Below are 13831 nucleotides of genomic sequence, written 5' to 3'. Positions count from 1 at the left end.
CTTACCCCTGATACTTGGACAGGATCATAGACCCGTTGGTGCCACCAAAGCCAAAGGAATTGGTCATGACAGAATCCAAACCGGCATTTTCAACCAGATCTGTTGCAATCTCTTCAGGCTTGAGCGCCGGATCGAGGGTTTCGACGTTGATGGAGGGTGTGATGAAATCATTCTCCAGCATCAGCAAGCAAAAGATTGCCTCCATCGCGCCTGCTGCGCCCTGACCATGGCCGGTGAGGGATTTGGTCGAGCTGACGGGCGGCGTGCTGCCGGCCCCAAAAACGCGGCGCACGGCTTCGATCTCGCCGACATCGCCGACCGGGGTCGAGGTGCCATGGGCGTTGATATAACTGACCTTGCGGCCTTCGGGCAGGGTGGCCAGCGCCAGTTCCATCGCCCGCTGTCCGCCCTCGCCAGAGGGGGCAACCATGTCATGGCCGTCCGAGGTGGCCGCAAAACCGGTCACTTCGGCATAGATTTTTGCACCGCGGGCCAATGCGTGATCCAGATCTTCCAGCACCACGATGCCGCCGCCGCCAGTGATGACAAAGCCATCGCGGTTGGCGTCAAAGGCACGGGAGGCTTTGTCCGGCGTGTCGTTGTATTTGCTGCTCATCGCGCCCATGGCGTCAAAGAGGCATGACAGCGTCCAATCCAGCTCTTCGCCGCCGCCTGCAAACATCACGTCCTGTTTGCCCAGCATGATCTGCTCTGCCGCCGAGCCCATGCAATGTAGCGAGGTCGAGCAGGCCGAGGTGATGGAATAATTGATGCCTTTGATCTTATAGGCCGTGGAGAGGTTGGCGCTGATCGTGGAGGACATGCATTTTGGCACGGCAAATGGCCCGATCCGCTTGGTCGCGCCGGTTTTGTCGACGGTGTCATGGGCGATCTTCATGGCCGAGGTGGACGGCCCGCCGGAGCCAGCGATCAGACCGGTGCGCGGGTTGCTGATGATGCTTTCGTCAAGGCCCGCGTCGGCAATCGCTTGCCCCATTGCGATATAGGCATAGGCGGCACCCGGCCCCATGAACCGCAATGTGCGCTTGTCCACATGTTCGGAAACATCCAGCTTGATCGTGCCGGCGATCTGGCTGCGGAACCCGTGTTCGGCCATTTCGGGGCTGGCTTCGATCCCCGATTTCCCCGCTTTCAAAGAGGCGATCACCTCTTCTGCGTTGTTTCCGATAGATGAGACAATGCCCAGACCTGTAACGACAACACGGCGCATACCGCACTCCTTTGATTGGTTGGTTCTGTGTATGACAGCAGGGTGCGGGGGCGCAAGCGGTTAGGGGCGCTCTGCGCCGACCGCCTGGGGTGGGTTGGCTGGATTTCAAAGAACGGCCGCGCCCGCAGCACACCGGTCAGCCTCCGCCCGCCCCCCAGGCGGGGGCTTTGCCCCCACCTCGGCCGGGGGCCGCCCCTGGATTGGCTGGTGTGTCTGGTTTCAACCTAGACCATCCTGCTGCCCGCTGGGGCTTTGGTTTCAATCCCTCACATAATCAGGGGGGATCCCCTTGGGGACATCGACGCAATTGAGGATAGGTGCGAGGTTTCCAAATACCCCTGCACCCGCAGTACGCTGGTCAGCCTCTCACTTGGAGAGCTTCGGTCGCGCCAGTGATCTGGATCCTGTCAGTCCTGCCTCGGAAGGCGGCTTCGCTGGTGTAGTTCTGGTTTTCCAGGTCCTTTTGGTAAGCCCTCGACCGGAGCGCCATATCGCGACATTCGCAATCCAGAATAAAATATGCTATTAACAAACTGATTGAGGAAGAAAATACATCCGACAACGTATGAAACGAAAACCGCGCAAACTATGGTCAGTTTCGGAGGAGAAATGCCGGAATAAACAGACGCGAGTTCCCAAAGAGACCATAACAGATTGACATTCCAGAAACAGATAAACGCGGCAACGATGTATCGATTGACCTTGGTAACGCTGAACGGTGGTATCGTTTCGGGGGCTTGCAAAGGGTAGACTTGATATAGGTTCTGGCCCAGTGCATGGCCGAGAATATCAACATGCCTTTCCCAATTGTTTTGCCAAAATTTCGCGCCACTAATCACCGCGGCCCAGAGCCAGGCAATCGTTAAGGACAAACTGGACAATACGGTGATTGCCCATAGAGAGTTATTGCTAGGATTTGTTGTGATTATTATTTTGGGCTCGGACCAGCTTTTCGAAGAAGTCAAAGAGATGGTGGTATCCCCTGCCGTCCAAAGAAACATAGCTATGCCTATTAAGGCCGCTTGCATCGCCCAAAGGTAAGCTGTTCGCTTCCAGTATAATTCAATTTCAAACTCGCGAATTCTATGCGCCGTTTCGTAGGCTTCTTTGACTGCAATTTTGTCAGTTGAGCTTATTCCGAGTTCTTCAAGATAACGCTCTCGGAACTCGGAATCGAAGAAAACGTCTTCCTTCGGCCTATTCATTTCAGCTCTCGCTCAGCGCAACTTTCATTCCGGTGACCTGATAGATTACCTCGCCGTCCGCCTCGACGATGCCATCGGCGACACCCATGGTCAGGCGGCGGGTCTGGATCGCCTTGGTGAAATCAATCTTGTAGGTCAGCATCTTGCGGTCGGGGCGCACCATGCCGGTCAGCTTCACCTCACCCACGCCAAGGGCATAGCCGCGCCCCTGCCAGCCGCGCCAGCCAAGGTTGAAACCGGTCAGCTGCCACAGGCCATCCAGGCCCAGACAGCCGGGCATGATCGGGTTACCGGGAAAGTGGCAGTCAAAGAACCACAGATCGGGCGTGATATCGAATTCGGCGGTGATATGACCCTTGCCATGGGCGCCGCCATCGGCCGAGACATCGGTGATCCGGTCCATCATCAACATGGGCGGCGCTGGCAATTGGGCGTTGCCGGGGCCAAACAGCTTTCCTTCGGCGCATTTCAACAGATCTTCTTTGTCAAAGCTGGTGGGGTATTCGGCCATTGGGTCGGCTCTCCTGCGTCACGTGGTTCCAAGTTGACCTGATCTAGCACCCCGATTGCACAAGCCGCAAGTCAAAGCCCACGGGCGGCGGCATGAGCACTGTTGTGCATAGAGGGCGAATAGTCATTGAAAACAAGGGTCGCCGCGCCCTATATGGTAGGCAGGGACGACGCGCAACGGAGCCATCATGACACAGATGCATCAACAGAACGGCACGCGATGGCTGGAACAGGCCGGGGTGCGCCCCACACGGCAGCGGGTCACATTGGCCAGCCTTCTGGTGGGTGATGGCCAGCACCGCCATGTCACCGCCGAAAGCCTGTTTGAAGCCGCCAAAGGGCAGGGCGATGCCGTGTCATTGGCAACTGTTTACAACACCTTACGTGCTTTTTGCGATGCAGGTTTGCTGCAAGAGGTTACTGTTGACGGCTCCAAAAGCTATTTTGACACCAACACCCATGATCACCCGCATTTCTATTGGGAAGATGATGCGCGGCTGACCGATGCACCGGCCGATCAGTTGGTGATTTCGCAGGTGCCAGACGCGCCTGACGGGGCCGAGATTGCCAGTGTGGATGTGGTGATCCGTCTGCGACGCAAAGCGAATTAAGCGCCGCCAAAGCGGAATAAATCTGCGTCCTCCAAAATCTCTCCAATCAAATTCGCTGTGCCGCCGGGCACAGGATCGCCCAATTGTGCCAATACGACAGGCTCCTCTGCGGCGGGGTCCGTGACGGGCAGGGCACAAAGGGCGCGGCCATCATAGCTGTGCTGTGATGGGGGCACCGAATAGCTGATGCCGATGCCCTCCCCATGGGCGGCAAGGGACCGCATCACCTCAACCGGGGCGGCGTGGCCTGCCAAATGCGGGGTAAATCCGGCGCTTTGACAGAGTTTGACCATATGCTGCACCGAAAGTCCGTCATCTGACAGGATCAACACCTCTTCGGCCAGATCGCTCAGTTTCAGGTCTGCACGGCGCGCCAGCGGGTGATCCATGGCGATAAAGGCATGCGGACGCAGGTGCCCCAGAACCCGTTTGCTGAACCGCGCATCCAGGCCAATGTCCCAGGTGATCGCCAGATCAATCGCGCCTTCGGCCATACCGCGCACCAGCGTTTCAAAATTGCCTAGGCGGCTGCGGAGCTCAATCTCCGGCAGGGACTGGCGCAAACGGCTGAGGGCCGGGGCCAAGACAAAGGGTGCCAGATCGTGGAAACAGCCCAAGGCAACGCTGGGCTGTGACAGGGGCGATTGCCCTGATTGTTCCAGTCTTCGGGCCGACCCAAGCAGGGATTTGGCCTCTTTGACAAAGTTTCGCCCATCCGGGGTTATCGTCACGCCTTGTCCGCGCCCGCGCAGGAACAAGGGCCGCTGCAATCGGGCCTCGATGATATCCAGCGCATTGGACAGCGAGGGTTGCGACACATTCAGATGGGCGGCTGCAGCGGACAGGCTGCCGTGATCGGCAATCGCGACCACATAACTGTAGTGCCGGAGCGTTAAGTATAGCATCAGCCTATTCCAATGTTTCGCATTTATTATTTGAAACTAACGACTGCTGGCGCGAATGTCATGGCAAGACACAGTCAAAGGACAATCAAATGCCGCATCCCCTGATCACCCAAGACCATATCGACAGCTACCAGCGTGACGGTGTGGTGTTGATCAAAGGTCTGTTTGCAGACCACGTCGAAACCCTTCGCGCCGGTGTGGCCCGCAATATGGAGGCGCCAGGCCCATACGCGTCAAACAACGACAAGCCGGGCGAGACAGGCCTGTTCTTTGACGATTATTGCAACTGGGATCGTATCCCCGAATTTGAAGAGGTGATCCGCAATTCTGACGTTGCTGAGATCGCCTCCGAGTTGATGCAAAGCCAATCCGCGCAGCTGTTTCATGATCACGTGTTGGTCAAAGAGCCGGGCACCTCGATGGCCACCCCATGGCATCAGGATGGGCCATATTATTTTGTTGAGGGCAAGCAGACAGTCAGTTTCTGGTCGCCGCTTGATCCGGTGCAGGAGGCCTCGCTGCGTTGTGTCGCGGGATCGCATTTGTGGGAAAAACCCGTGCTGCCGACGCGCTGGGCCAAGGGGGATGCGTTCTTTGATCCTGCACCTTATATGGCGGTCCCGGATCCGGATGCCGAAGGCATGGATATCCGCGAATGGCCGATGGAGCCGGGCGATGCGGTGGCGTTCAACTATGGCATTCTGCACGGTGCGCGGGGCAATACCTCGGGGGCGCGGAGGCGGGCGTTTTCACTGCGGTTGGTGGGGGATGACGCCCGCTATACCCAGCGGCCCGGGCCAACTTCACCGCCCTATCCGGGCCATGACATGACCGAAGGCCAGAAGCTGCGCGAGGATTGGTTTCCGGTGCTCTGGCCCCGTTGATCAGCCGCCCGAGGGCGGGGAGGACTCGCGCCTTGGCGTCTCCTCATCGCCGCGCAGGGGTTGCATCAACATCCGGTCAAGCCACAGATCACGGCGGGTCCGGAACTGCGGCAATCCGATGGTCATACCTGTATGTCCTTTGCGGGGTTGGGCCGTATAGGTGCCAAAAATCCGATCCCACCAGGGCAGGTTAAAGCCAAAATTGCTATGGGTCTCCGCAGGAATATCCGAATGATGGACCCGGTGCATATCAGGCGTGACCAATACAAGGCGCAGCATCCGGTCCAGACGGTTTGGCAGGTCGACATTGGCGTGATTGAACATTGCGCTGGCGTTCAGCACCACCTCAAACAGCAAGACCGCGATGGCAGGCGGCCCAAGGATCAACACCAGCGTCATCTTGACCGCCATTGACAGTATGATCTCAACCGGATGAAACCGCAGGCCCGTGGTCACGTCGAATTCCAGATCGGCGTGATGCATCCGGTGCAGCCGCCACAGGGCAGGCACCGCGTGAAACACCACATGCTGCAGATAGATCGCCAGATCAAAGAGCAGGAGCGAAACCACTACAGCCAGCCATTGCGGCAAAGCCAGCAGGTTCAGCAAACCCCAACCGTTTTGCTGTGCAATGACAGCAAGGCCAACAGCCACCACGGGAAACAGCAGCCGTACCAGGGCCGCATCCAGCACCACAATCGCCAGATTGTTGGACCAACGAAGAAGCCTTGGGATATCGCGGCGGCGGCGGGGGGATGCGATCTCCCAAATCGCCATGATCAGCAACACCAGCAGGAAAACCAAGATGCGCAATCGCGCTTCGTTTTCCAGCAGGGCTTGCGTCATTTCAGAACCATTGCCCTGGTTCCATCAACCCCAGATCAAGCAGTTGTCGCGAGTGCCATTCAAAGGCGGCGGAGTTGTGCCATTTGAAACTGTCGATTTCAAAGGTGCTGCCAGGATTGGTCTTGAGCGCCTTGGCCGTGCGGAAAGAACAGACCGCCGCCGTGATGTTGTGATGCCAAGGACAGGCGTAGGTGTTGTATTCTTCATCATTAAAGGTGTGATCCCACCGAAGGCGCAGTCCTTTCTTCGCACGAAACAGCGGAATGCGGTCGATCTTGCGCCGTGTGGCAGGCACATGTTCCTCATATCGCCAGCGGAGCCCGCCAAAGAAATCCAACTGACGTTCCTTTGGGTCGCCGCCATTCGCTTCGTCCTTGCGGGCCAAAGCGTAATAGCCCGATTTGTCCAAATGCGCCCGGTCCAGCGAGACCGCGTTTGGATGCTCGCCCAGATCATCAGCATAAAGATCAATGACATAAGCCAATAATGCAGAGCGTCGCTCTTCCGTGTGAAAGGCCAGCATTTCAACAACATTGCGGGTCTCGCAAAACGGATAGAACAGGTATTCCGCGTTGTAGCAGTAGTACATCCACTGCCCGGCAGCATGATCAATCATGGCGTTGATCGCCGTTTCCATCGCCATGTCCGCAGACATGTCATAATCCACTCTGTGAATCGTTTCGGACAGGTCGCGCGGCAAATCAAATTCAGTCGGCATGAGCGCGATGATGGATTTGAACCCCGCTTGCTGATGATGGCGCAGGGACGTGTCGATCTCTACATCGTCCTCCACCATGATCACTGCCACCGGTCCCTTGGCCAGTGCCTCCGGCGCGTCTTTGATCAATTCATCTAGCGAAGAATGGTGCATGGAACCTCTCGGAGAAACGTCTGGCGCAGAATCGGCCAATTCCACCTCCATTGCAAGCCATGGCAGGCACTGTTACATGGCGGCTTCTGCCTTTTGATCCGGATATCTGCCATGACCACGCCTAAGAAACTGTTTATCAAGACATACGGCTGTCAGATGAATGTCTATGACAGCGAACGCATGGTCGAGGCGCTCGGCGGTGAGGGTTATATTGAGACCAAAACCGCCGATGACGCGGATATGATCCTGCTCAACACCTGTCACATCCGGGAAAAAGCTGCCGAAAAGGTCTATTCCGAACTGGGGCGCCTCAAGCCGCTCAAGGCGTTGAACCCGGATCTCAAGATCGGCGTGGCGGGCTGTGTTGCGCAGGCCGAAGGCGCAGAAATCATGCGCCGCCAGCCCGCGGTGGATCTGGTGGTTGGCCCGCAGTCCTATCACCGTCTGCCCCAGATGGAGGCAAAACTGCGCAAGGGCGAGACCGCGCTCGACACCGATTTCCCTGAAGAAGACAAGTTTGAGCATCTCAAATCCCGCCCCAAGACCAAACGCGCCCCGGCGGCGTTCCTGACGGTTCAGGAAGGCTGCGATAAATTCTGCGCCTTCTGCGTGGTGCCCTATACGCGTGGTGCAGAGGTCAGCCGCCCCGCCACCCGCGTTCTGGAGGAGGCCCGCGCCCTGGTGGATCGCGGCGTGCGTGAGGTGACTTTGCTGGGGCAGAACGTCAATGCCTATCACGGTGCTGGCCCCAAGGGCGACATGACGCTGGCGGGCCTTGTGCGGGAATTGGCCAAGATCGACGGTCTGGATCGCATTCGTTACACCACCAGCCACCCCAACGACATGGAGGACGATCTGATCGCCGCCCATGGCGAGGTTGAGGCGCTGATGCCCTATCTGCATTTGCCGGTACAATCGGGTTCTGACCACATCCTCAAGCGGATGAACCGCAGCCACACCGCTGAAAGCTATCTTCGGCTGATCGAACGCATCCGCGCCGCGCGCCCCGATATCCTGATGTCCGGTGATTTCATCGTCGGCTTCCCCGAAGAGAGCGATGCAGATTTCGAGGCCACCATGGATCTGGTGCGCGAGGTCCGTTACGGCTATGCCTATTCGTTCAAATACTCCACTCGCCCCGGCACTCCGGCGGCAGAACGTGCGCTTATCCCTGACGATGTCGCCAACGACCGCTTGCAGCGGTTGCAGGCGTTGATCACCCAGCATCAGAAAGAGATACAGCAAAGCATGGTTGGCCGTGAGCTGTCTGTTCTGGTCGAGAAATCGGGCCGCAACCCCGGTCAGATGCTTGGTAAATCGGAATATCTTCATGCGGTGCATATTGATGACGCACAGGCGCAAATTGGCGACATCGTGCCAGTTAAAATTGTGAAATCAATGACAAATTCCCTCACTGCGCGACAAATCGGGTAAACATCCGGTCCCTATCTGCAATGCCGCAGCCTAGTTTCTGGCGCATTTTATTGGGTGCGTTAACACTTTCACCCCCTAAATATTGATATCTGTGCTTCACAGCAGCTGTTTTTCTGCCTAACCTTGAAGGGAATGCAGGCGGCAGTGGCGTGTGGGCAACGGGCCGGCCCGTCGAAACCGAAATGCGAGGAACTCTTGTGGTTAACACACTCTCAAGACTGATCGGCGTATGGGGCATCTGTGCAATGATGGCCGGCCTTTTGGCCGCACCGCCCGTTGGTGCGCAAACCGCATCACAGCAGGGCCGCGATCAAGGTCAATATGTGCCGGGTATCTGGGTTGATCCCGATGGCTGCGAGCATTGGGTCATGGATGACGGAGCAGAAGGGTTCATGAGCCCGCATTTGACCCGTGACGGCAAACCGGTTTGTCGCGGCGGCAACATCTGCGGCGTTTTGAATTCGGACCAGTTCTTTGCAACCAACAGCTTCCGCCTCGGGACCTCTGCGCAGGAACGGCTCGCCGCGTTTTTCCAAAATGAAAAGGCGCGGTCATTTGTGATCACCGGTCATACCGACAGCCGCGCCTCGGATTCCTACAACATGCGGCTGTCCTTGAACCGCGCCAACGCGGTCGCGGCTATCGCCCGCGCCAACGGCGGTAACGTCAGCAACGTGCGCGGCTACGGAGAACGCAAACCCATTGCCACCAATGCAACCGCCGCAGGCCGGGCCCAGAACCGCCGCGTCGAAATTCTCTGTGTGCGGTGAAGGACATGATGATGCAAAAGAGCAGATTTCTAATTGTAGGCGCTTGTTTTATTGGCCTCGCGGGATGCGTCGATATCGAAGCTGGGCCCGGTTTGGGGTTCAAGGAGGACAAGTCCTTTGATCGCGGCTTTGACAAAAAACCACTGAGCGAGTTGCAAGCAGGCATTTGGGTGGATCCAAACGGATGTGACCATTGGATTATCGACGACGGTGTCGAAGGCTATCTGTCGCCGCGCCTTGCGCGCGACGGCAAGCCAGTTTGCAGCGGCGTTGTGCCCCCGACCTATACATCGGGGGATTTCAAACGCGGCTCAAACGTGCCGGACCCGAACTGAACATGCGTCAGCGCAGCACCATCACCGGGCCGGAGCGTGTGACGCTCCGGCCCTTGTTGTTTTTGCGGGATGCAATCGCCCCGCAATCTCCCTATTTAGTGAGTCTGAGTGCAAGCAAAGGAGCGCCACTTGCCTGAAAGCGATCTGATGACAGCCGCCACACCTACAGCTGATCCTGTGGTGCTGGAATTTCCGGACAACCGTTTGCTGATTGATCTGTGCGGCGCCTATGACGCCCACCTGGCCGCCATCGAAAAGGCGCTGGAGGTGCAAATCATCCGCCGCGGCAATCAACTGTCCGTGCTTGGTGATGCCGATGCGGCCCAGCAGGCCGGGCAGTTGCTGAACATGCTCTACGCCCGTCTCGAAGGAGGGCGTGCAGTGGAACCTGCAGATGTGGACAGCCTGATCCGAATGGGTGGATCAGAGGTCGACACCGGCGTGCGCCAGGGCGACCAGATCGAAATGCCCATTGGTCAGGCGATCGAAATCCAGACCCGCAAAAAACGGGTGGAGCCGCGCACGGAGGCACAAAAGGCCTATGTGCAATCGCTCTTTGACAATGAAATGGCGTTCGGGATTGGTCCGGCGGGCACTGGCAAAACCTACCTTGCTGTGGCGGTGGGGGTTTCCATGTTCATCGGCGGTCACGTGGACCGGATCATCCTCAGTCGTCCGGCGGTCGAGGCGGGTGAAAAACTTGGCTACTTGCCCGGCGATATGAAAGACAAGGTCGATCCCTACATGCAGCCGCTTTATGATGCGCTGAATGATTTTCTGCCGGGCAAGCAACTGGCCAAACTGCTTGAGGAAAAACGCATCGAAATCGCGCCGCTGGCCTTCATGCGTGGGCGCACCCTGTCCAACGCATTTGTGGTTTTGGATGAGGCGCAAAACGCCACTTCGATGCAGATGAAAATGTTCCTGACCCGCCTTGGTGAGGGCTCGCGCATGGTCATCACCGGCGACCGCACACAGATCGATTTGCCGCGCGGCGTGCCGTCAGGGCTGGCAGATGCCGAACGCCTGCTGAACCGCATCCCAAAGATCAGCTTTAACTATTTCACCTCCAAGGATGTCGTGCGCCACCCGCTGGTCGCCGCCATCATCGAAGCTTACGAGGCCGAAGCAGAGCGCAAAGCATGATGGGCGTCCTCTCTCTTTTTGGCCTTAAATATTCCGGGGGTCCGGGGGCTGGCCCCCGGCAGCGCTGAGATGCAGGGACTCGATGTTGTGATCGAAGATGCGCGTTGGGCAGATCTTGATCTCGAAACCCTCGCGGAAACTGCGGCTCAGGCCACGTTGGCCTATCTGGCGATGGATGCGGACTGCTGTGAATTGACGGTGCTGGCCTGCGATGATGCCCGCATAACTGTGCTGAATGGCGATTTTCGGGACAAACCCACCGCAACCAATGTGCTCAGCTGGCCTGCCGAAGAGCGCGGCGCGGCCCGGCCAGGCGGTGACCCGCTGCCGGCATTGCCCGGGCCGGACGGCATGATTGAACTGGGCGATATCGCCATCAGCTACGACACCTGCACAGCAGAGGCCGCCGCGGCAAACAAGCCGATTCCGGCCCATGTGACCCATCTCATCGTGCACGGCGTGCTGCATCTGTTGGGTTTTGATCACATCTGCGACCCAGATGCGGCCCTGATGGAAGGGTTCGAGGTCGAAATACTTGGCAAACTGGGTCATGATGACCCATATAGGATCATCCCGGCAGATTGACTGCCCTATCACAAGACAGGACCCAATGGGCGATACAGACGGACCATCTGACGCGGCGCGGCGCGCGCTTCCAGATGAAGGAATGGACCAAGAGACCGAAGACAGCCCAAAATCGGGCGGTTTCTTCTCACGGGTGATCGGGGCGCTGAGCCCTTCCGACAGCGAGATCGAGAATGATCTGACACCGCCACAGGTGGACAGGGTCTCGGCCCGCGGCATGATGAACTTGCGGCGGATGCGGGTGGATGATGTGGCGGTTCCCAAGGCGGAAATCACCGCTGTTCCGGTCACGATCTCATTGGAAGAACTGGTCGAGGTATTCAAAGACAGCGGCCTGACCCGTTTGCCGGTCTATGATGGCACACTGGATACGCCTGTGGGCATGGCCCACCTCAAGGATCTGGCGCTTCAGCATGGGTTCAACGGCAAATCCACAGATTTCGACATGGGCAATATGCTGCGGCCGCTGTTGTTTGTGCCGCCCAGCATGACCATTGGCGTGTTGCTGACCAAGATGCAGGCAGAGCGGCGGCATATGGCGCTGGTGATTGACGAATATGGCGGCGTGGATGGTCTTGTGACAATCGAGGATCTGATCGAACAGGTCATCGGCGAGATAGAAGACGAACACGACGTGGACGAAGGCACCTTCTGGAGCGTGGAAAAGCCCGGCACCTATCTGGCACTGGCAAAGACCCCACTTGAGGATTTCGAAGCGGAGATCGGCCATTCCCTGACCGATCACGAGGCCGTCGACGAAGAGGAAATCGACACGCTTGGGGGGTTGGTTTTCATGCTGTCGGGCCGCGTACCGACGCGCGGTGAGGTTGTTTTGCACCCTGATGGCCCGGAGTTCGAGGTGATCGATGCGGACCCCCGCCGGATCAAACGATTGCGGGTGCGGACCACCGGATCCACCGGATGACCACCCCGAAGGGGGCGTGGCGCAGCTTGATTGTGGCGGCTCTTGTCGGCGCCGCCGCAGGCTTTGGTCAGGCGCCCTATAACCTGCCCGTGTTGCTTTTTGCTGCTTTTGCTTTGGCCTTCTGGTTGGCGCGGCAGCAACAAAGCATCCGCCGTGCCGCGCTTTTGGGCTGGGCATTTGGCACCGGATATTTCCTGCACAGCCTGCATTGGATCGTCTCGCCGTTCCTGGTGGATGTGCCCCGCCACGGCTGGATGGCGCCCTTCGCGCTGGTGTTTATGGCGGCGGGTCTTGCTCTGTTCTGGGGGGCGGCTTTTGCCGGCGGGCGGTACCTGTCACGCAAAAGCCTATGGCCTGTTGCGCTATGTCTGGCGGCGGCAGAGATGATCCGTGCCTATATCTTTACCGGTTTTCCCTGGGCCACACCGGCGCAAGCCTTGGTTGATGTGGCGGCGGGGCAGGGGCTGGCCTTTGTGGGGCCGCACGGGGTGAACCTGGCCTTGCTCATCTGTGCCGCGCTCGCCGCTGGTGCAACTCGTCATGGCTCCGCGCGTTTCGTCGGTGGGATCAGCGCTGCTGCCGCCGCTGCACTTTTGCTCTTGCCGCCCTATGCGCCGACCGCGCCGATGACTGATCATACCCTGCGCCTGATCCAGCCAAACGCGCCGCAGAAAGACAAATGGGATCCGGACAAGGCCTACACATTCTATTACCGTCAGTTGGAGCTGACCGCAGCGCCGCCGCATGCGTCTGGACAAGCGCCTGATCTGGTCATCTGGCCTGAAACCGCGATCCCATGGGCCTTGCCCTACGGCGAAGAGGCATTGGCCCCCATTGCCGAAGCGGCGGGACAGGCCACCGTCACATTGGGTGTTCAACGCACCCGAGATTTGCGGTTTTTCAACTCCATGGTGGTTCTGGATCCGCAAGGTACGGTGACGCAGACCTATGACAAACATCATCTTGTGCCCTTTGGCGAATATATGCCGTTTGGCGATTTGCTGGCCCGGATCGGGATCCATGGCTTGGCCCCGCAAAACGGGGCGGGATTTTCGGCCGGCCCTGGGCCTGAACTGCTGGATTTCGGGGTTTTGGGGCAGGCCTTGCCATTGATTTGTTATGAGGCGGTTTTTGCCCATGATGTGAACGGCGCGCCCCAGCGGCCTGCCTTTCTGATCCAGATCACCAATGATGCGTGGTTTGGCAAAGGGGCCGGACCGAAACAGCATCTGGCGCAGGCGCGTATGCGGGCAATGGAACAGGGGTTGCCGCTGGCGCGGGCGGCAAACACGGGCATTTCTGCAATGATTGACCCTTGGGGCCGTGTGACAGCATCATTGCCGCTGAACACATCCGGCTTTGTGGATGCGGTCCTGCCCGCCGATGCACCTGCGACGCTGTATGCGCGCACGGGCGATCTGCCGCTTGCGATCTTGCTTGTTCTTGCCTTGGCCGCTGCGGCACTCGGCCGTCGCCGCAGTTAAAGATTGACCCTGCTGGCCTGCGCCGATAAGCCGAACAGATATGCCACAACGGCTTCCTGACGTGGCAGTTTTTTATCTATTGGAGCACG

General features: G+C 58.3%; 15 protein-coding genes and 1 riboswitch. Of the genes, 9 read left to right on the top strand and 6 right to left on the bottom strand.

The annotated features are described in order from the left end of the window. Position 1 precedes the first annotated feature (1 nt). The 3 genes from fabB to fabA form a co-directional block, all read right to left on the bottom strand. Complete coding sequence (gene fabB, locus JNX03_RS09115; RefSeq protein ID WP_203212050.1) at positions 2-1231, bottom strand: beta-ketoacyl-ACP synthase I; 1230 nt, start codon at positions 1229-1231, stop codon at positions 2-4. A 407-nt stretch (positions 1232-1638) separates the two neighbouring features. Further along, a complete protein-coding gene (locus JNX03_RS09110; protein WP_203212049.1) occupies positions 1639-2436 on the bottom strand; it encodes a hypothetical protein in 798 nt (265 codons plus the stop codon). Between the two features lies 1 nt (position 2437). After that, the gene (gene fabA, locus JNX03_RS09105) at positions 2438-2947 is read right to left on the bottom strand and encodes a bifunctional 3-hydroxydecanoyl-ACP dehydratase/trans-2-decenoyl-ACP isomerase (RefSeq protein ID WP_203212048.1); all 510 of its coding nucleotides are present in this window, start codon (positions 2945-2947) and stop codon (positions 2438-2440) included. A gap of 187 nt (positions 2948-3134) precedes the next feature. Here fabA and irrA point away from each other — a divergent pair, with 187 nt between their 5' ends. Then, positions 3135-3557, top strand: a complete 423-nt coding sequence (gene irrA, locus JNX03_RS09100) for an iron response transcriptional regulator IrrA (RefSeq protein ID WP_203212047.1) — start codon at positions 3135-3137, stop codon at positions 3555-3557. Here the strand turns inward: irrA and JNX03_RS09095 are convergent. Continuing rightward, entirely contained in the window at positions 3554-4462 is a 909-nt protein-coding gene (locus JNX03_RS09095) for a LysR family transcriptional regulator (protein ID WP_203212046.1), read from the bottom strand. The two genes, irrA and JNX03_RS09095, sit on opposite strands and share 4 nt — an antisense overlap. 89 nt (positions 4463-4551) lie before the next feature. Between JNX03_RS09095 and JNX03_RS09090 the strand changes: the two genes are divergently transcribed. Beyond that, positions 4552-5346 (top strand): phytanoyl-CoA dioxygenase family protein, encoded by a 795-nt coding sequence (locus JNX03_RS09090; RefSeq protein WP_203212045.1) that lies wholly within the window; start codon positions 4552-4554, stop codon positions 5344-5346. Here JNX03_RS09090 and JNX03_RS09085 read toward each other — a convergent pair whose 3' ends face one another. Both JNX03_RS09085 and JNX03_RS09080 read right to left on the bottom strand, forming a co-directional pair. Continuing rightward, the gene (locus JNX03_RS09085; RefSeq protein WP_203212044.1) at positions 5347-6192 is read right to left on the bottom strand and encodes a sterol desaturase family protein; all 846 of its coding nucleotides are present in this window, start codon (positions 6190-6192) and stop codon (positions 5347-5349) included. A gap of 1 nt (position 6193) precedes the next feature. Then, positions 6194-7063, bottom strand: coding sequence for a glycosyltransferase family 2 protein (locus JNX03_RS09080; RefSeq protein WP_203212043.1), 870 nt, complete (start codon positions 7061-7063; stop codon positions 6194-6196). A gap of 111 nt (positions 7064-7174) precedes the next feature. On the opposite strand from JNX03_RS09080, the gene miaB reads away from it, so the two are divergent. From miaB to lnt, 7 genes are all read left to right on the top strand, one after another. Then, complete coding sequence (gene miaB / locus JNX03_RS09075; protein WP_203212042.1) at positions 7175-8497, top strand: tRNA (N6-isopentenyl adenosine(37)-C2)-methylthiotransferase MiaB; 1323 nt, start codon at positions 7175-7177, stop codon at positions 8495-8497. Between the two features lie 197 nt (positions 8498-8694). Further along, a complete protein-coding gene (locus tag JNX03_RS09070; RefSeq protein WP_419584931.1) occupies positions 8695-9267 on the top strand; it encodes an OmpA family protein in 573 nt (190 codons plus the stop codon). A gap of 11 nt (positions 9268-9278) precedes the next feature. Next, positions 9279-9602 carry a hypothetical protein gene (locus tag JNX03_RS09065; protein WP_203212041.1) on the top strand — a complete coding sequence of 108 codons (324 nt, stop codon included), beginning with the start codon at positions 9279-9281 and terminating at the stop codon, positions 9600-9602. A gap of 147 nt (positions 9603-9749) precedes the next feature. Then, complete coding sequence (locus JNX03_RS09060; protein ID WP_203212195.1) at positions 9750-10748, top strand: PhoH family protein; 999 nt, start codon at positions 9750-9752, stop codon at positions 10746-10748. A gap of 69 nt (positions 10749-10817) precedes the next feature. Then, the gene (ybeY, locus tag JNX03_RS09055) at positions 10818-11333 is read left to right on the top strand and encodes an rRNA maturation RNase YbeY (RefSeq protein WP_203212040.1); all 516 of its coding nucleotides are present in this window, start codon (positions 10818-10820) and stop codon (positions 11331-11333) included. A 25-nt stretch (positions 11334-11358) separates the two neighbouring features. Beyond that, positions 11359-12258: a hemolysin family protein gene (locus JNX03_RS09050; RefSeq protein WP_203212039.1), complete on the top strand. Its 900-nt coding sequence runs from the start codon at positions 11359-11361 to the stop codon at positions 12256-12258. Beyond that, positions 12255-13742: an apolipoprotein N-acyltransferase gene (gene lnt / locus JNX03_RS09045; protein ID WP_203212038.1), complete on the top strand. Its 1488-nt coding sequence runs from the start codon at positions 12255-12257 to the stop codon at positions 13740-13742. Before JNX03_RS09050 ends, lnt begins: the two co-directional genes overlap by 4 nt. Positions 13743-13779: 37 nt before the next feature. Continuing rightward, a riboswitch (SAM-SAH riboswitch) is annotated at positions 13780-13829 on the top strand. The last annotated feature ends 2 nt before the right edge of the window (positions 13830-13831 follow it).

This window comes from Sulfitobacter mediterraneus, assembly GCF_016801775.1.
Taxonomy (GTDB): Bacteria; Pseudomonadota; Alphaproteobacteria; order Rhodobacterales; family Rhodobacteraceae; genus Sulfitobacter; species Sulfitobacter mediterraneus_A.
This window is presented reverse-complemented; position numbering and strand designations above follow the sequence as displayed.